Annotated in this window: 14 protein-coding genes and 1 tRNA gene; 2 read left to right on the forward strand and 13 right to left on the reverse strand. The window is 67.2% G+C overall.

Features of this window, described 5'->3' with window-relative positions; genetic code table 11:
• The first annotated feature begins 129 nt into the window (after positions 1 to 129).
• Positions 130 to 1017, forward strand: a complete 888-nt coding sequence (gene rpoH, locus HLH29_RS08720) for an RNA polymerase sigma factor RpoH (RefSeq protein WP_182965846.1) — start codon at positions 130 to 132, stop codon at positions 1015 to 1017.
• A gap of 63 nt (positions 1018 to 1080) precedes the next feature.
• Here the strand turns inward: rpoH and HLH29_RS08725 are convergent, their stop codons facing one another.
• From HLH29_RS08725 to argC, 5 genes are all read right to left on the reverse strand, one after another.
• Positions 1081 to 2370, reverse strand: a complete 1290-nt coding sequence (locus HLH29_RS08725) for an adenylosuccinate synthase (RefSeq protein WP_182965847.1) — start codon at positions 2368 to 2370, stop codon at positions 1081 to 1083.
• Between the two features lie 87 nt (positions 2371 to 2457).
• Positions 2458 to 3603, reverse strand: coding sequence for an ATP phosphoribosyltransferase regulatory subunit (locus tag HLH29_RS08730; protein ID WP_182965849.1), 1146 nt, complete (start codon positions 3601 to 3603; stop codon positions 2458 to 2460).
• Positions 3604 to 3661: 58 nt separating this feature from the next.
• Positions 3662 to 4843 carry a phosphoserine transaminase gene (locus HLH29_RS08735; protein WP_182965928.1) on the reverse strand — a complete coding sequence of 394 codons (1182 nt, stop codon included), beginning with the start codon at positions 4841 to 4843 and terminating at the stop codon, positions 3662 to 3664.
• Positions 4844 to 4860: 17 nt separating this feature from the next.
• Positions 4861 to 4944: transfer RNA gene (locus HLH29_RS08740), tRNA-Leu, on the reverse strand.
• A 61-nt stretch (positions 4945 to 5005) separates the two neighbouring features.
• Positions 5006 to 5950, reverse strand: a complete 945-nt coding sequence (argC, locus tag HLH29_RS08745) for an N-acetyl-gamma-glutamyl-phosphate reductase (protein ID WP_182965851.1) — start codon at positions 5948 to 5950, stop codon at positions 5006 to 5008.
• A 315-nt stretch (positions 5951 to 6265) separates the two neighbouring features.
• Here argC and mazG point away from each other — a divergent pair, with 315 nt between their 5' ends.
• Positions 6266 to 7054, forward strand: coding sequence for a nucleoside triphosphate pyrophosphohydrolase (mazG, locus tag HLH29_RS08750; RefSeq protein ID WP_182965853.1), 789 nt, complete (start codon positions 6266 to 6268; stop codon positions 7052 to 7054).
• 173 nt (positions 7055 to 7227) lie between these two features.
• Here the strand turns inward: mazG and HLH29_RS08755 are convergent, their stop codons facing one another.
• The 8 genes from HLH29_RS08755 to dusB form a co-directional block, all read right to left on the reverse strand.
• Positions 7228 to 8064 (reverse strand): inositol monophosphatase family protein, encoded by an 837-nt coding sequence (locus HLH29_RS08755; protein WP_182965855.1) that lies wholly within the window; start codon positions 8062 to 8064, stop codon positions 7228 to 7230.
• Between the two features lie 42 nt (positions 8065 to 8106).
• Positions 8107 to 9393, reverse strand: coding sequence for a GTPase HflX (gene hflX, locus HLH29_RS08760; protein ID WP_338030207.1), 1287 nt, complete (start codon positions 9391 to 9393; stop codon positions 8107 to 8109).
• 7 nt (positions 9394 to 9400) lie between these two features.
• Complete coding sequence (gene hfq / locus HLH29_RS08765) at positions 9401 to 9697, reverse strand: RNA chaperone Hfq (protein ID WP_182965857.1); 297 nt, start codon at positions 9695 to 9697, stop codon at positions 9401 to 9403.
• 113 nt (positions 9698 to 9810) lie between these two features.
• On the reverse strand, positions 9811 to 11202 hold the full coding sequence (gene ntrX / locus HLH29_RS08770) for a nitrogen assimilation response regulator NtrX (RefSeq protein WP_182965859.1): 1392 nt from the start codon (positions 11200 to 11202) through the stop codon (positions 9811 to 9813).
• Positions 11192 to 13408: a sensor histidine kinase NtrY-like gene (locus HLH29_RS08775; RefSeq protein WP_182965932.1), complete on the reverse strand. Its 2217-nt coding sequence runs from the start codon at positions 13406 to 13408 to the stop codon at positions 11192 to 11194. Before HLH29_RS08775 ends, ntrX begins: the two co-directional genes overlap by 11 nt.
• A 94-nt stretch (positions 13409 to 13502) precedes the next feature.
• A complete protein-coding gene (gene ntrC, locus HLH29_RS08780; RefSeq protein WP_182965861.1) occupies positions 13503 to 14951 on the reverse strand; it encodes a nitrogen regulation protein NR(I) in 1449 nt (482 codons plus the stop codon).
• A gap of 63 nt (positions 14952 to 15014) precedes the next feature.
• Positions 15015 to 16133 (reverse strand): two-component system sensor histidine kinase NtrB, encoded by a 1119-nt coding sequence (locus HLH29_RS08785; RefSeq protein ID WP_182965863.1) that lies wholly within the window; start codon positions 16131 to 16133, stop codon positions 15015 to 15017.
• On the reverse strand, positions 16133 to 17212 hold the full coding sequence (dusB, locus tag HLH29_RS08790) for a tRNA dihydrouridine synthase DusB (RefSeq protein ID WP_408871954.1): 1080 nt from the start codon (positions 17210 to 17212) through the stop codon (positions 16133 to 16135). The genes HLH29_RS08785 and dusB overlap by 1 nt, the downstream gene beginning before the upstream one ends.
• Positions 17213 to 17277 lie beyond the last annotated feature (65 nt).

Below are 17277 nucleotides of genomic sequence, written 5' to 3' on the forward strand. Positions count from 1 at the left end.
AGGGGGTGCCCCGCGGGGACGTGAAGTCCATCCACGCGTCATACGGGCAGCCCATGCAACCCTCTCACCAGATGTGCCTTTAGGACATCAGCGGGGCATGGCCTCCCTCAGGGAAAAGGAGTCCGACCAATGGTCTCTTCCGTTCTCAATGTTGGTCCTGAGACCAACCTTTCAAGGTACCTCCAGGATATCCGCAAGTTTCCGATGCTCTCGCCGGAAGACGAGCAGCGTTTGTCGCGGAGCTGGCGGGACAAGGGCGACAGCAAGGCCGCGCATGCGCTGGTCACGTCGCACCTGCGGCTGGTCGCCAAGATCGCGATGGGATATCGCGGCTATGGCCTGCCGCTGGGCGAATTGATCAGCGAGGGCAATATTGGGATGATGCAGGCGGTCCGCCGCTTCGACCCCGATCGCGGCTTCCGGCTGGCAACCTATGCGATGTGGTGGATTCGCGCCGCTATCCAGGAATATATCCTGCATAGCTGGTCGCTGGTGAAGATGGGCACCACCGCCGCCCAGAAGAAGCTGTTCTTCAACCTGCGGCGCCTGAAAGGCCAGATGCAGGCCATCGATGATGGCGACCTGCAGCCCGAACAGGTGAACCAGATCGCCAAGTCGCTGGGCGTGCCGGAACAGGACGTCATCAACATGAACCGCCGCCTGTCGGCGCCCGATCACAGCCTGAACGCCCCGCTCCGCGCCGACAGCGAAGGCGAATGGCAGGACTGGCTGGTGGACGAGCACGACAACCAGGAAGAAACGCTGGCGGAAAGCGAGGAATTCAGCGGCCGCAAGGCCCTGCTGGACAACGCGCTGAAGACACTGAACGAGCGCGAGCGCCACATCCTGACCGAACGCCGGCTGAAGGACGAACCCTCGACGCTGGAAGATCTGTCGCACACCTACAACATCTCGCGCGAGCGGGTGCGACAGATCGAGGTCCGGGCCTTCGAGAAGGTCCAGGCCGCGATGAAGGCCGAAGTCGAGGCGCATCGCGGTGCCAGCATGGCCGACTGACCGGCCATACGACCCAACGAAAAAAGGGCCGGACCATCAGGTCCGGCCCTTTTCATATGGACCTCAGCCCTCGAACGGGTCGCGCATCAGGATGGTGTCGTCGCGCTCGGGGCTGGTGGAGAGCAACGTCACCGGCGCCTCGACCAGTTCCTCGATCCGACGGACATATTTGATCGCCTGCGCCGGCAGGTCGGCCCACGAGCGCGCGCCTCGGGTGCTGTCGGTCCAGCCTTCCATCGTCTCATAGACCGGCCTGACACGGGCCTGTGCCGCCGGGGCCGACGGAAAGCTGCGGATTTCCTTGCCGTCCAGTTCATAGCCGACGCAGACCTTGATCTCGGGCAGCCCGTCCAGCACGTCCAGCTTAGTCAGCGCCAGACCGTTGATGCCGCCAACGCGCACCGCACGGCGCACCAGCATGGCATCGAACCAGCCGCAACGGCGCGGACGCCCCGTCACCGTGCCGAATTCATGCCCGCGCGTGCCCAAAGTACGCCCCATCTCGTCATGCAGCTCGCTGGGGAACGGCCCCTCGCCCACGCGGGTCGAATAGGCCTTGGCAATGCCCAGCACGAAACCGACGGTGCCCGGCCCGACACCGCTGCCGGTCGCCGCATTGGCCGCGATGGTGTTGGAGCTGGTCACGAACGGATAGGTCCCGTGATCGACATCCAGCATGACGGCCTGCGCACCTTCGAACAGGATGCGGCGCCCGGCCCGGCGCGCGTCGTCCAGCAGGTCCCACACCGTGTCCATATAGGGCAGCACGCGCGGGGCCAGCGCGTTCATATGCTCCAGCAGCTCCGCCTTGGTGAAGGTCGGCGCGCCCAGGCCGGCCAGCAGCGTGTTATGGTGCAGCAGCAGCTCGTCCAGCTTCCAGTCCAGCGTTTCGGGCTCGGCCAGATCGCACAGGCGGATGGCCCGGCGGGCCACCTTGTCCTCGTAGGCCGGGCCGATGCCACGGCCGGTGGTGCCGATCTTGCGGTCGCCGCGGGCTTCCTCGCGGGCGCGGTCGATCGCACCATGCACCGGCAGGATCAGCGGCACGTTCTCGGCAATCCGCAGGGTCTTCGGCGTCACCTCCAGCCCCTGCGCCGTCACGCGGTCGATTTCCTTCAGCAGGGCTTCGGGATCGACGACGACGCCATTGCCGATCACGCCCATCTTGCCACGGACCAGGCCGGAGGGCAGCAGCGACAGCTTGTAGGTCTGGTTACCGACCACCAGCGTATGGCCGGCATTGTGCCCACCCTGGAAACGGACGACGATATCCGCGCGGCTGGCAAGCCAGTCGACGATCTTGCCCTTTCCCTCGTCACCCCACTGGGCGCCGATCACGGTGACGTTGGACATCAGAAGCTCCTCAGAAAAACGGTCCGGCCGGAACGCAGCACAAAAGGGGCGACACTGGCCGCCCAGCCGCCCGGCTTAACAGGCGCGTCAGTTCAGCGCCACCACTCCATCGCCGGCTACGATCATATCGCATTCCAGGCGCCTTGCCTCAGCCACGCTGTCCGCAACGGGCGCCAGCCCATCGACGGTCGCATATCCCTCGGTCCGCAGCCGTCTGCCCAGTGCGGGATCACTGCCCACGGGCAGGAACACGCGCACACGCCCTGCCCTGGCAGGCGCCGCACGCAGCAGGGCCTCGGGGCGCAGGGTCAAGCCGCAGGCCGGCTCGTCATTATTGGACACATAGCGCCCGCCACGGCCCAGCTCTTCATGCTGGCCACGGGCATACACTGTCACGCAGACGCCGGTATGATAGTGCAGGCCCCGGAATTCGACCGGATCGATGGTCACGCGAATGTCCGGCACCCGCGCCTTGATCGCGGCAAAGGTGGCGGCCAGACGTTCGCTCAGCACCCGCACCGGTTCGGGCAGGACCAGCCCGCCCAGGACCGAGAGTGCACGCTCGGCCGGTCCGGCCGCATGCAGCAATTCGGTCAGCACGGGCGCCAGCCCGCCGGCCAGCTTCGCCACCGCCGCCGCATCCTTGCGGTCCAGCGCGCGCATCAGCGCCTGCCGCTCGGCCGGGGTAAAGCCGACCTCCGCAATCAGCGCCGGCGCCAGCGGCGGCATCGTCAGGTCGAACGACACACCGGGCACCCCAAGCACCGCCAGCGCCTCGGCACCCAGCGCCACCACTTCGGCATCGGCTTCGGGCGTGTCGGGACCGATCAGCTCGATACCGGCCTGGGAAATCTGCCGGTCGCTCTCCCGCGCCCCGCCACTCGCCTGCACGCACAGCCCGGTATAGGACAGGCGCAGCGGGCGCGGCGCGTCGGCCAGCCGGGTCGCGGCAATGCGGGCGATCTGCGGCGTGATATCGGGGCGCAGCGCCATCATGCGCCGCGTGTCCGGGTCCATCAGACGGAACGCCTGCTCGGCCACCGCCGCCCCGGACCCGCTCAGCAGCGTGTCCTCGAATTCCAGCAAGGGCGGCTTCACCCGGCTGTAGCCGTGCGAGGCGAAGACCCGCATCAGGCTTTCCATGCCGGCGGCCTCGGCCTCGGCATCGGAAGGCAGCAGATCGACAAAGCCTGCGGGCAGCAGGGCGGGATTGGGAGGCGGATCGTCCGTCATGCGCGCGCCTATACCATCCTTGCGGTCATTCGTCAGCCCACGCGCGGGCAGGAACGTATCAGGCGAACTCCGCGCGCACTTCGGATTCGGCCCAGTCCAGCCACGGCGTCAGCGCGCGCAGATCATCCGCCTCCACTGTCGCACCACCCCACAGCCGCAGGCCCGGCGGCGCATCGCGATAGCTACCGATATCCAGCGCCACGCCCTCCGCCTCCAGCAGACTGACGATCCGCTTGGCCGCCTTGGCCTGCGTCGCCGCATCCAGCGCCACGAACCAGGGCGCCACGATGGTCAGGCAGATCGCGGTGCTGGACCGTTCGGCCGGATCGGCGGCCAGGAACGCAGCCCAGCCGGAGCGCGCCACCCAGTCGGCCACCACCGCCAGATTGGCCTGGCTGCGGGCAATCAGGGCCGGCAGGCCACCGATCGCCTCGGCCCAGCGCAACCCGTCCAGCGCGTCCTCGACACAGAGCATGGAGGGCGTGTTGATCGTATCGCCCTTGAAAATACCCTCGATCAGTCGCCCCTTCGCCGTCAGGCGAAAGATCTTCGGCAGCGCGCGCGGCGCCGATGCCTCTTCCAGCCGGCGCACCGCACGCGGCGACAGGGCCAGCATGCCGTGCGCGGCCTCGCCGCCCAGCACCTTCTGCCAGGACCAGGTCACGACATCCAGCCGATCCCAGGGCAGATCCATCGCGAACGCAGCCGAGGTCGCGTCGCAGATCACCAGCCCGTCGCGCTCCGTGGGGATCGCTGCCCCGTCGGGAATGCGCACGCCCGACGTCGTGCCATTCCACGCCAGCACCACGTCATGCGCCCAGTCGACCTGCGCCAGGTCCGGCAGACAGCCATAATCGGCCTTCAGCACCCGCGCGGCCGGCGCGTGCAACTGGTTGACGATATCGTCGGCCCAGGTCGCCGAAAAACTCTCGAACGCCAGCACGTCGACCGGGCGTTCGCCGACCAGCGACCACAACACCATCTCCACCGCGCCGGTATCCGACGCCGGCACGATCCCCAGCTTCCAGTCTTCGGGCAGGCCCAGGATGGCACGCGAGCGGGTAATGACCTCGTTCAGCCGGGCCCGCCCTTCGGGCGCGCGATGCGAGCGACCCAGCAGCGCGCCGGACAGCACGTCCAGCGACCATCCCGGACGCTTGGCGCAAGGGCCGGAGGAAAAACAGGGATTGGCGGGGCGCACGCCCGGCTTCGCGATCGCGTCGGGAGAGAGAGCAGACATCATCCTGTCCGGAGAAATGGTACGAGAGAGGGGACTCGAACCCCTATGCCTTGCGGCGGTCGATTTTGAGCCGACTACGTCTACCGTTCCGTCACTCTCGCCTGCGGGCCTGCTTATCAGCAAAACGGGCCGAGAGGCAATCGCACAACCGGAACCCGACGATCATCCGGCCCGCGGTGCCGGCGGTGCCAGGCCCAGCATCAGGGCGATATTCTGGATCGCGGCGCCCGAGGCGCCCTTCCCCAGATTGTCCAGCCGCGCGGTCAGCACCGCCTGTCGCCGCGATTCGTTGGCATGGACCCGCAATTCCATCAGGTCGGTCCCCGCCAGCGTTTCGGCGGACAGGCCCGGCACGGAATCGGCCACACTGATCCGGTCAGAACCGGCATAGAAATCGGCCAGCACCGCCCGCAGATCGCCCCCCGTCGCCGGCCGGGCCAGCAGGTCCAGATGCAGCGGCACCGAGACGATCATGCCCTGCGGGAAATGCCCGACCGAGGGCACGAAGACAGGCGGACGCGTCAGCCCCGCATAGCGGGTGATCTCGGGCAGATGCTTGTGTTCCAGCCCCAGCCCGTACAGTTCGAAGGCCGGCCCGCCTTCCCGCTCGTGCGCCTCGATCATCGCGCGGCCGCCGCCGCTATAGCCACTGACCGCGTTGATCGTCAGCGGCGCATCCGGCGCGAGCAGCCCGGCCTGAACCAGCGGCCGCAGCAGCGCGATCGCCCCGGTCGGATAGCAGCCAGGGTTCGAAACCCGCGCCGCCGCCGCGACCTGCGCCGCGAATCCGTCCCCCATTTCCGGAAAACCGTAAACCCAGTCCGGATCGACGCGAAAAGCCGTGCTGGCGTCCAGAAGCCGGGGCGCCCGGCCACCGGCAGCCGCGATCTCCGCCGCCATCGACGCCGCCTCGCGCGACGCCGCATCGGGCAGGCACAGCACCACCAGATCGACCGATTCCATCATCGCGCGGCGGGCAGCGGCATCCTTGCGGTGTTCCGACGCGATCGAACGCACCGTCACCGGCAGCGCATCCAGGCGCTGACGAATGCCCAGCCCCGTCGTGCCAGCCTCGCCGTCAATGAAAACCGTCGCCTGTTCGCTCATGGTACCCCCTGGTCCTGGGCGCGGGACTATAATCCCTGTCCGACCCGCCATCCAGAGAGGCTGTTTCAAAAGCCCCGCTGGCGGCGGCCTGACGGCGGTTTCCTGCGCTTCGGTGCTCACGGCCATCAAGGCCGCTCCACTCCGATGCTCAGAAACTACCGCCAGACGCATGGCTGGCGCCACGCTTCCACTCACCATCGGAACTTTTGAAATAGCCTCCCAGAGCATCCGCACATCGCGCCACGCTGGACGAGCCCGCGGCGCCGGTGCAGACATGGGGCGATCCCGCCGCCCCATGCACGGAGCCCCCCCCGGATGCAAGACGCCGCCCAGGCCCTCTCGCGCCTTCTCGACATCATGGCCCGCTTGCGCGACCCCGTCAGCGGCTGCCCCTGGGACCGCGAGCAGGATTTCGCCTCCATCGCTCCCTATGCGATCGAGGAAGCCTACGAGGTCGAGGACACGATCGCCCGGCAGGACTGGGCCGCCCTCCCCGACGAGCTGGGCGACCTGCTACTCCAGGTCGTCTATCACGCCCGCATGGGCGAAGAGGCCGGCTGGTTCGATTTCGCGACCGTCGCCGGCATGATCGGCGACAAGATGGTCCGCCGCCATCCCCATGTCTTCGGCGACGCCGCACCGGCCCCCGGCCAGTGGGAGGACGGCAAGGAGCGGGAACGCCTCGCCCGGCGCGAGAGCGGCACCCTGGCCGGCATCCCCACCGCATTGCCCGCCCTGCTGCGCGCACGCAAATTGTCGGCCCGCGCCGCCCGCGTCGGCTTCGACTGGCCCGATGCCAGGGACGTCGCCGAAAAAGTGGATGAGGAAATCGCGGAACTGAAGGTCGAACTGGAAACGGGCGACCGCGAACGAATCGCCGACGAACTGGGCGACGTGCTGTTCACGCTCGCCACCCTGGCCCGCAAGCTGGATCTGGACCCCGAAGCCTGCCTGCGCCAGGCCAACGCCAAATTCACCCGCCGCTTCACCGGGGTCGAACACCATCTGGCCGAACGCGGCCTGACACCGGCCGACAGCACGCTGGCGGACATGGAAGCCGCCTGGCAGGCGGTCAAACGGCAGGAACGCGACGACGACGCATAAGCGAGACGCAGAGGCTGTTTCAGAAGCTCCGATGGTGCGTGGAAGCGTGGCGTCAGCCATGCGTCTGGCGGTGGTTTTTGAGCATCGGAGCGGAGCGGCCTTGATGGCCGAGAGCACCGAAGCGCAGGAAACCGCCGTCAGGCCGCCACCAGCGGAGCTCCTGAAGCAGCCTCTCAGCCCGGGTCCAGCAGCAGGTCACGCAGATCCTGCCAGCTCGCCCGGTCGGGGGCGTAGAGCAGCCCCCCGGCGCGATCGGTCAACCGATAGGGCTCTCCGTCGAAATGGGCGCAATAACCGCCGGTCTCGTGATGGATCAGCCAGCCGGCCAGATGGTCCCACGGCATGGTGCGGTTGAAGAGCAGGAAATGGCATTTCCCGTCCACCAGCATCAGATATTCATGCGCGGCACAGCGAAAATCCCACGATCCCATCACGCGCGGCAGATTGCGGGCCACCAGGTCGCGAATCGGCGGGGGCAGGTAGCGCCACGAGGCATTACCGGTCATTTCGGCCGCTGGCACGGGCCGCGCGCAACATAGCGGGCGCTCGGCATCGTCTGGCCCGACCTGCCATGCCCCCTCGCCCCGCACCGCCAGCGCCGCGACATTGCAGATCGGGTCGAGAATCGCCGCCCCCACAACCTCGCCCCGACGCAGGATCGCGACCATGACGCCGAACAGCGGCACACCCGCCGCATAATTCGCCGTACCGTCGATCGGATCGATGACATAGGCGAGGTCCGCACTCTCGATCGCGTCCAGCAGGCCGGGCCGGGCACAGACGGCTTCCTCGCCGATCACCACCGCGCCGGGCGAAAGACGCAGGAAGGCCTCGGTCATGTCATGCTCGGCCGCTTCGTCGGCCACGGTCACCACGTCCAGCTTGCTGGTCTTGCACCGGATGGCGTCCGCATCCAGCCGGCGGAAGGATGGCATGATCCGATCCGCCGCCGCCTGCCGCATGATGTCCAGAACCGTACGCATATGCGCGCGCGAAACCGCGACCGTCATGACATCATTCTCCCTTCCCGCCCATCCGGCGCGGGCGGGCGCCTACCGCTCGCGACTGGCCAGTTGCTGTTCGAACCGCGCGCGATCGGCCGGCAACAGCCGCACCGTCACCACGATAGCCTGCTCGCCATCATCGCGCGACGTCACTTCGCCATGAGCATACAGCCACGCCAGCAGCGCGCCGTCCTTCACCGGAATGGTGTACTGGACAATCTCCATCGCCTCGGTCAGGCGCTGGTCGATCGCCGCCAGCAATTCGGGCAGCCCGTCGCCGGTAATCGCCGAAATCGCGACACTGCCCGCCCGGGGCGGCACCGCATCGCGGCCGCCCAGCAGGTCGGCCTTGTTCTGCACCTCGATCACCCGCCGGCGCCAGTCGCTCTCCAGCGTTCCGCTGGTCGCCATGCCCTCCAGCACCTCCTCGACATCGGCGCGCTGCGCCGTAGTGTCGGGGTGGGAGATATCGCGCACATGCAGGATGATGTCGGCCTCGGCAACCTCCTCCAGCGTGGCGCGGAAGGCGGCAATCAGTTCCGTCGGCAGGTCGCTGATGAAGCCCACCGTGTCGGACAGGATGATCCGCCGGCCCGATGGTAGGCGAATGCCGCGCATCGTCGGGTCCAGCGTCGCGAACAGCTGGTCCTGCGCATAAACGGTTGCCCCGGTCAGGGCATTGAAAAGGGTCGATTTTCCGGCATTGGTATAGCCGACCAGCGCCACGACGGGAAACGGCACCCGCCGCCGCGCCGCACGATGCAGTCCGCGCGTGCGCCGCACCTGCTCCAGCTCGCGCTTCAACCGCACGATGCGGTCGCCGATCATGCGGCGATCGGCCTCGATCTGGGTCTCACCCGGCCCGCCGAGGAAGCCGAAGCCGCCGCGCTGCCGCTCCAGATGGGTCCAGGTCCGGACCAGACGGCTGCGCTGATATTCCAGATGCGCGAGTTCGACCTGGAGCGAACCCTCCTTGGTGGCGGCGCGCTCGCCGAAAATATCCAGGATCAGGGCCGTACGGTCGATGACCTTGCAGCCCAGGGCCTTTTCCAGATTCCGCTGCTGCACGGGCGTCAGGCGCGTATCCACCACCACAACGGCAACACGATCCTCCTGCACCGCCTGGCGCAGCGATTCCACCTGCCCGCTTCCCAGCAGCGTGGCCGGCCGGCGGGCGCGCAGCAGAAGCACGGCCTGCCGCACGATCACCAGCCCGATCGACGCCGCCAGGCCCACGGCTTCTTCCAGCCGGGCTTCAGCGGCGCGAACCTCGTCCTGACGGTCCGGCCGCTCCCATGGCAGGATGACGGCCGCCCGCGTGGGCGACTGCGCCACGGAAACCTCAGACGAGATCGGAATCCCCCGCCAGATCCTTGTCCGACGGCTCCGCCGAGGCGCCCTCGGGGCGCGAGGGGTCGAACAGCACCACCGGCGTCGCCGGCATCACGGTGCTGATGGCGTGCTTGTAGACAAGCTGCGTGTGCCCATCACGGCGCAGGAGCACGGAAAAATTGTCGAACCAGGTGATGATGCCCTGCAACTTGACACCATTGACCAGAAACACCGTGACCGGCGTCTTGGAGCGCCTGACATGGTTGAGAAAAACATCCTGAACGTTCTGCGTAGGGTCTTTTGCCACGGTTGGGCCTTACTTGCTCTGTCGGCGAAGACGAACGCCGCGCAAGCTGCTCCGTTCCCCGCCAATAATTCGGTTGGCTCTCTCTAGCAGGCCCTTCCCCGAGGGGCAAAACCTCATCCCGCTCCCCGCTCGTCGGACGTCACGCCCAACTGCTTCAGCTTGCGGTGCAGCGCACTGCGCTCCATGCCCACAAAGCCGGCGGTGCGGCTGATATTGCCGCCGAATCGCAGCAATTGCGCCTGCAGATACTGGGTCTCGAACAGGTCGCGCGCCTCGCGCAGCGGCAGACCCATCACATCGGCGGCGGGGTCGAACTTCAGCAGGGTCGGCGCTCCCTGCCCCACCGACGGCGGCAGCATCTCGGCGCGGATCGGATCAGTGCCGTTCCCCGGCATCATGATCAGCAGCCGTTCCATCAGGTTGCGCAGCTCGCGCGAATTGCCGGGCCAGTCATAGCTCTGCAGGGCCGCGATCGCGTCGCCCGACAGGTCGCGCAACGGCAGGCCGGCATTCTCCGCCGCCCGGTGCAAAAACATCCGCGCCAGGCCAGGAATATCCTCCCGCCGTTCCCGCAGGCTGGGCACGCGCAGCGGCACCACCGCCAGCCGGTAATACAGATCCTCGCGGAAGCGCCCGGCGGCGATCGCCTCCTGCAGGTCGCGGTTGGTCGCCGCCAGCACGCGGACATCGACCTTTACCCGCGTGGCGCCCCCCACACGCTCGAAACTCTGGTCCTGCAACGCGCGGACGATCTTGCCCTGGGTCTCGATCGGCATGTCCGCCACTTCGTCCAGCAGCAGCGTGCCCCCATGGGCGCGCTCCAGCACGCCGGTGCGCCGCCCGCTGCCATCCGCGGCGCCCTCGATGCCGAACAGCTCCTCCTCGAACCGGCCCGGCGCCAGCGTGGCGCAGTTCAGGGCGACGAACGGCCCTTCGGCACGGCGCGACCGGGCATGGATCATCCGCGCCGCAACCTCCTTGCCCGCGCCGGCGGCGCCGGAAATCAGCACCCGCGACCCGCTGGGGGCCACGCGCTCGATCTGGTTGCGCACGGCGGCAATGGCCGGGCTGTCGCCGAACAGCATGGCGTCCGGTCCCGCGCGCAGGCGCAGTTCCGCATTCTCCCGCGCCAGGCGCGAGGCCTCGAGCGCACGCCTGACGACCAGCAGCAGCCGATCGGACTGGAAAGGCTTTTCGATAAAATCGTAGGCGCCATGCTGCAGCGCGGCCACAGCCGTCTCGATGGTGCCATGGCCGGAAATCATGATGGTCGGGACAACCGGTTCCTCGCCCTGGATCGCCTGCAGGATGCCCAGCCCGTCCAGGCGCGACCCCTGGAGCCAGACATCCAGGATCACCAGCGACGGCCTGCGCGCCCTGAACGCGCTGATCGCGGAATCCGAATCTCCCGCCAGCCGGGTCTCATAGCCCTCATCCCGAAGAATGCCCTCGATGAGCAGCCGGATATCCGGTTCGTCATCAACGATCAGGATTTCATGCGCCATGCTCGTCCTTTACTGGCAGTATCAAGACCGAAACAGCTCCCCGTCCATCCTGCCTGTCTTCCAGACGGATGCTTCCCCCGTGATCTTCCAGAATTTTCTTGACGATCGCCAGCCCCAGCCCGGTTCCCTTCGGCTTGTGGGTCACATAGGGCTCGGTCAGTCGCTGCCTGTCTTCTTCAGGCAGACCGATCCCATCGTCGACAACCGCGATATGGGCGGCCGTTCCTTCGATACGCAAGACAATCCGGACAGTGCCGACCGGTCCGGTCGGGCGATCGGCAGCATCACCATCTTTCGGAAGCATTGCAATGGCATCGGCGGCATTTTGCAGCAAATTGGTCAACGCCTGCCCGACCAGCCGCCGGTCGCACGACACGATCGGCCCATGGTCGGGCAGATCGGTGTCGTAACGGATCTCGGGATGGGCGGTGCGTTGCAGGATCAGCGCCTCGCGCACGATTCGCGACAGGTCCTCGGGCCGGATGATCGGTTGCGGCATCCGCGCGAACGCCGAGAATTCATCCACCATGCGCCCGATATCGCCGACATGCCGCACGATCGTATCCGCGCACTGGCTGAACGTCTCGGGGTCGGAGGTGATTTCGCGCAGGAAGCGGCGCTTCAGCCGTTCGGCCGCAAGCTGGATCGGCGTGAGCGGATTCTTGATCTCATGCGCGATCCGCCGGGCAATGTCGGCCCACGCCGCCTTGCGCTGAGCCGCCTGCAAGGCCGTGATGTCATCGAACGTCACCACATACCGATCAGGCGCCCCGCCGCTGATCTCGCCGCCGATACGGACCAGCAGCGTACAGGCCTTCGTGCCCGACCCGACGTGAATCTCGCCCGTCCACACCCGGTCGGGGGCACTGGCCGCCTCCTTCAGCATCGGGCCGAACTCGGGCACGACATCGACCAGTTGCCGCCCGACGGCGGCCGGCAGGTCCTTTTGCAGCAGAACGCCGGCGGCGCGATTCGGCAGCTCGATCACCTGCTGGGCATCCAGGCCGATCACCCCGGCGGACACGCCCGACAGCACGGCTTCGGTAAACCGGCGGCGCTCATTGATCTGGCTGTAGGCGATCATCAGTTCGGAGCGCTGGCTGGAAAGCTGGTCGGTCATGCGGTTGAAGGCGCGCGACAGGCTCGATACCTCGTCATCCCGCTCGCCCTCCGGCACCCGCACCTTCAGGTCGCCATCGCTGATGCGCTCCGACGCCAGGATCAGCAGCCCCAGCGGCCGCACGATCTGGTTGGCCAGCACCAGCCCCACCAGCACGGCGGCGAAGAGAACCAGCAACCCCACCAGCGCGAAGATCAGCACGAAGGTGAACTGGATCTTGGAGCGGTTCCGGTTCAGCCGCTGATAATCCGCCACCACCATTTCGGTCTTGTGCATATGGTCGAGGATCGACGGATCGACGGGGCGGGTAATCACCAGCATCAGCGCCGGCGTGTCGCCCAGCGAAATCACCGCCCGCACCGTCTTCTCGTCCGGCGAATCGAGAATCGCGATCTCGTTGGTGCGCGCCATCATGGTGGCCGAGGGCGGCGGCAGAGCCTGCATGTCGCCCGGCCGGCTCATCAGCCCCCCTTTGGCGACCACGGTGTTGGTCAGCGGGTCATAGATCACCGCTTCGTTCAGCCCGCGCAGGGTCGCCTGCGAATCCAGCACCTGGTCCAGCGCCTCGGGGTCATGCATCAGGTCCGACCCGGACCCTTCCAGGCTGTTCGCAGCCCCGGCCAGGTAATTGGCCAGCGAGAACGCCTCGGTCCGGATATTGGCGTTATGTTCCTGCAGATATCCGCGCGAGGCCTGCAATGCCTCGTTCAGCGCCGTGTTGACCCGATCGCTGAACCAGATCTGGATGCCATAATGAAAGAAAACGGCGGCAAACGTGCCGACGACCACCGTCGGCGCCACCGCGACGATGCCGAACAGCGTCACCAGGCGCACATGCAGCCGCGCCCCGGCCAGGCCAAGGCGCCGATCGGCCATCACCCGCCCCAGCCGTTCCGCCAGCGCCAGCGCCAGCAGCAGCAGGACCAGGAAGTTCAGGATAAAGATCAGGGCCTGGATGCGCGGATAATGCGTCACCGACATGCCGCCCGACAGCACGACGAAAGTGGCGACGCCGAAACATAGCGCCAGCGCCACCAGGGCAATGGCGACATTGCGCCGCGCCAGCAGCCCGAACAGCCCGCGCATCAACCCCACCCCCGACACCAGCCGCCGGATATTGAAACCGTGCCTTGGGGTCAGCACCCGATTGTCGCCCGACGCATCAAAAGACTCATGGACGTCAGTTTACGCCGCGTACGACAGGAATTTCCAGATCCCGGATCTTCTTGCGCAGGGTATTGCGGTTCAGGCCCAGCATCGCCGCGGCCTTGATCTGGTTGCCCCTCGTGGCGGCCAGCGTCATCTGGATCAGCGGCCGCTCGACCTCAGCAATCACGCGATCATAGATATCGTGCAGCGGCATGCCGTCCTGCCCCGCCGCCAGGAAATGCCGGATATGCCGGGCCACCGCGTCGGCCAGCGGTTCCTTGGCCAGGATCTCCGTCGTCTCGGCCTCCTGATCGTGCGATGCCTCCGCCAGTTCCTGATCGACGAGGTCACCGGTAATCGTCTCCTGCGGATACAGGGCCGCCAGACGGCGCATCAGGTTTTCCAGCTCGCGGACATTGCCCGGCCAGCGGCTGGCCTGCAGGCGCTCGAGCGCACCATCGGCCAGCATCTTGGCCGGCAGCCCATCCTCGCGGCACCGGTCCAGGAAATGCCGCGCCAGCAGCGGAATGTCCTCGACCCGTTCGCGCAGCGGCGGCAGGCGGATCGGCACCACGTTCAGGCGATAGAACAGATCCTCGCGGAACGTCCCGTTGCGAATCGACTGGCGCAGGTCGCGATGCGTGGCCGCCACGATCCGGACATTGGCCCGAATCGGCTGCCGACCGCCGACGGTCGTGAACTCGCCTTCCTGCAGCACGCGCAGCAGGCGCGTCTGCGCCTCGGGAGGCATGTCACCGATCTCGTCGAGAAACAGCGTGCCGCCCGTCGCCTGCTCGAACCGCCCCGGATTGCGGCTGGTCGCCCCCGTAAAGGCGCCGCGCTCATGCCCGAACAGCTCGCTCTCGATCAGCTCACGCGGAATCGCCGCCATGTTGACGGCGACGAACGGGCCACCCCGCCGGCGGCCATAATCATGCAGGGCGCGCGCCACCAATTCCTTGCCGGTGCCGCTTTCGCCATTGATCATCACCGTCAGGTCCGACGTCGTGAGCCGCGCGATGATGCGATAGATGTCCTGCATCACCATCGACCGGCCGATCAGCGGCATCCGCTCTTCGGTCTCGGGCGGCGCCGGCTCGGCCAGCGTGCGGGCCGGCGAGGCCAGCGCCCGCTCGACCACCGACAGCAGTTCCTTCAGATCGAACGGCTTGGGCAGATATTCGAACGCCCCGCGCTGGGTCGCCTTGACGGCGGTCATCAACGTGGATTGCGCGCTCATCACCAGCACCCGCATGTCCGGCCGCGCCCGCTTGATGCGCGGAATCAGGTCCAGGCCGTTCTCGTCGGGCATCACCACGTCGGTAATGACCAGATCGCCCTCGCCTTCCTCGATCCACTGCCACAGGGTCGCAGCGCTGGCGGTGGTACGAACCTGATAGCCGGCGCGCCCCAGCGCCTGGCTGAGAACGGTGCGGATGGAACGGTCGTCATCGGCAACAAGAATAGTCGGAAGGGGCATACGAAATCCGCTCTCTCAGTCGAAACGCGCAATAAAATAACGAAAAAACGGCAACCTGGCGGGTCAGGGCTGCCCCCGTCCCTCCGCCACCACAGGCAGATGCAGCAGCACTTCGGTGCGGCCAGGACGGCTGTTGACCTCGATCACACCACCATGATCGCCGATGATCTTGCCCGCCAGCGCCAGCCCCAGGCCGCTCCCCCCCGCCTTGGTGGTCAGGAAGGGCTCGAACAGATGGGGGCGGATGCTCTCGGGAATCCCCGGGCCGCTATCGCGCACCGAAACCACCAGCGGCAGCTCGACCCGCTGCTCCATGCCCGGCACGGCCAGACGCACGCCATGCCGATAGGCGGTGCCGAGCGTGATTTCCCCTGCCTTGCCCTCCCCGGCCATCGCCTCGGCGGCGTTCTTGACCAGGTTCAGCAGCACCTGCACCAATTGGTCGCGATTGCCCCATACCGGCGGCAGCGACGGGTCATATTCCTCGACAAAACGGATATTGGCGGCAAATCCCTGCTGTGCCAGCAGCCGGACATGCTCCAGCACGCGATGAATGTTCACCGGCCGCCGCTCCAGCGGCTTGTCGCTGAAGATTTCCATCCGGTCGACCAGGTCGCGAATCCGGTCTGCCTCGTCCCGGATCAGGATCGCCAGCTCCCGGTCGCTCTCGCAGACCGAGCCCTCCAGCAACTGCGCCGCCCCCCTGATGCCCGAGAGCGGATTCTTGACCTCATGCGCCAGGATCGCGGCCATGCCCGAGACGCTGCGCGCGGCGGAACGGAATGTCAGTTGCCGGTCCAGCGCGCGCGCCGCCGAGGAATCGTGAAAGGTCAGCAGCACCCCGTCCGGATGCTCGGCCACCAGCGTCCCCTGCACGGTGATGCCGCTGCGATGCAGGCGGGGACCATCCAGCGTCAGCTCATGCTCCGCGATCGTCACCCCGTCGCGCCGCACCTGCTCCACCAGCAGGAAGATCGGATGATCGGCCGCCAGCACGTCGGAGAGATGCATCTGCACCAGATGCTGGCTCGACATGCCGAAGAACGGCTCGGCCGCGCTGTTGACGTGGCGAATGCGGTTGTTCCTGCCCACCAGCATCACCGGCATGGGCATGGCGTCCAGCAGCGCCGCCCCGTCCGGCCGGGGCAGTTCGTCGGACGGCGGGTCCGCCAGCATGGGCATCAGGCCGCCTGGGCGGCGTCCTGGCCGCCCGACGAACCACCCCTGCGCTCGCGGCGCGAACCGGCTTCGATATGCCGGTCATAGAAGTCGCCGATCATCGCGATCGCCACGGCGGCTTCGTCCACCCGATTGATCGCGGCCCGGAAACCCGCCGAATCCGGCAGGCCGGCGGAGTACCAGGACACATGCTTGCGGGCCAGACGCAGGCCGGGATGCGCCCCGAAATGCGACAGCATCATATCGTAATGTTCGAGCACGATCGCCTTTTCCGCCGCCAGCGCCGGGTCGGGCACGTCCTCACCGGTCGTCAGGGCATGACCCACCTGCGCCAGGAACCACGGGCGGCCATAGCAGCCGCGCCCGATCATCACCCCGTCGGCGCCCGACTGCGCCAGCGCCCGCCGCGCATCATCGACCGTCAGGATATCGCCATTGACGATCACCGGCAGCGACACCGCCTCCTTCACCCTGCGGACGAAGGCCCAGTCGGCCGTGCCGTTATAGAATTGCTGCCGCGTGCGGCCATGCACCGTAACCATGCGGATACCAGCCTGTTCTGCCATCCGCGCCAGCACCGGCGCGTTCAGGCTGGCATGATCCCAGCCCATGCGCATCTTCAGCGTCACCGGCACGTCCACGGCCCGCACCACGGCTTCCAGCAGCCGCCCCGCCAGCGCCTCATCGCGCATCAGCGCCGATCCCGCCTGCTGGCCGACCGCCACTTTCTTGACCGGACAGCCAAAATTGATGTCGACCATGTCCGCACCGCGATCGACCGCAATGCGCGCCGCCTGGGCCATCGCCTCCGGCTCGCACCCGGCAAGCTGCACCGCGTTCGGCCCGTCCTCGTCCGCGACCTCGGCCATGCGCAGCGTCGCCTGGTTCTCGCGCACCATGGCCCAGGACGCGATCATCTCGGACACCACCAGCCCGGCCCCGAGCCGGCGCGCCAGACGACGGAACGGCAGGTCCGTCACGCCCGACATCGGGGCGAGAATGACCGGGGTGCGCAGCACCACGCCCCTACCCAGATCGACTGGACGCAACAACTCGGACGACATGAACGGCACTACCCCCATCTGGGCTGACAGATCCTGCCTTCGTCCCAACGACAATGCGCCGGGTTGGACGAATTTCCAGCATG

This window comes from Gluconacetobacter tumulicola, from assembly GCF_014174215.1.
In the GTDB taxonomy this organism is placed as follows: domain Bacteria; phylum Pseudomonadota; class Alphaproteobacteria; order Acetobacterales; family Acetobacteraceae; genus Gluconacetobacter; species Gluconacetobacter tumulicola.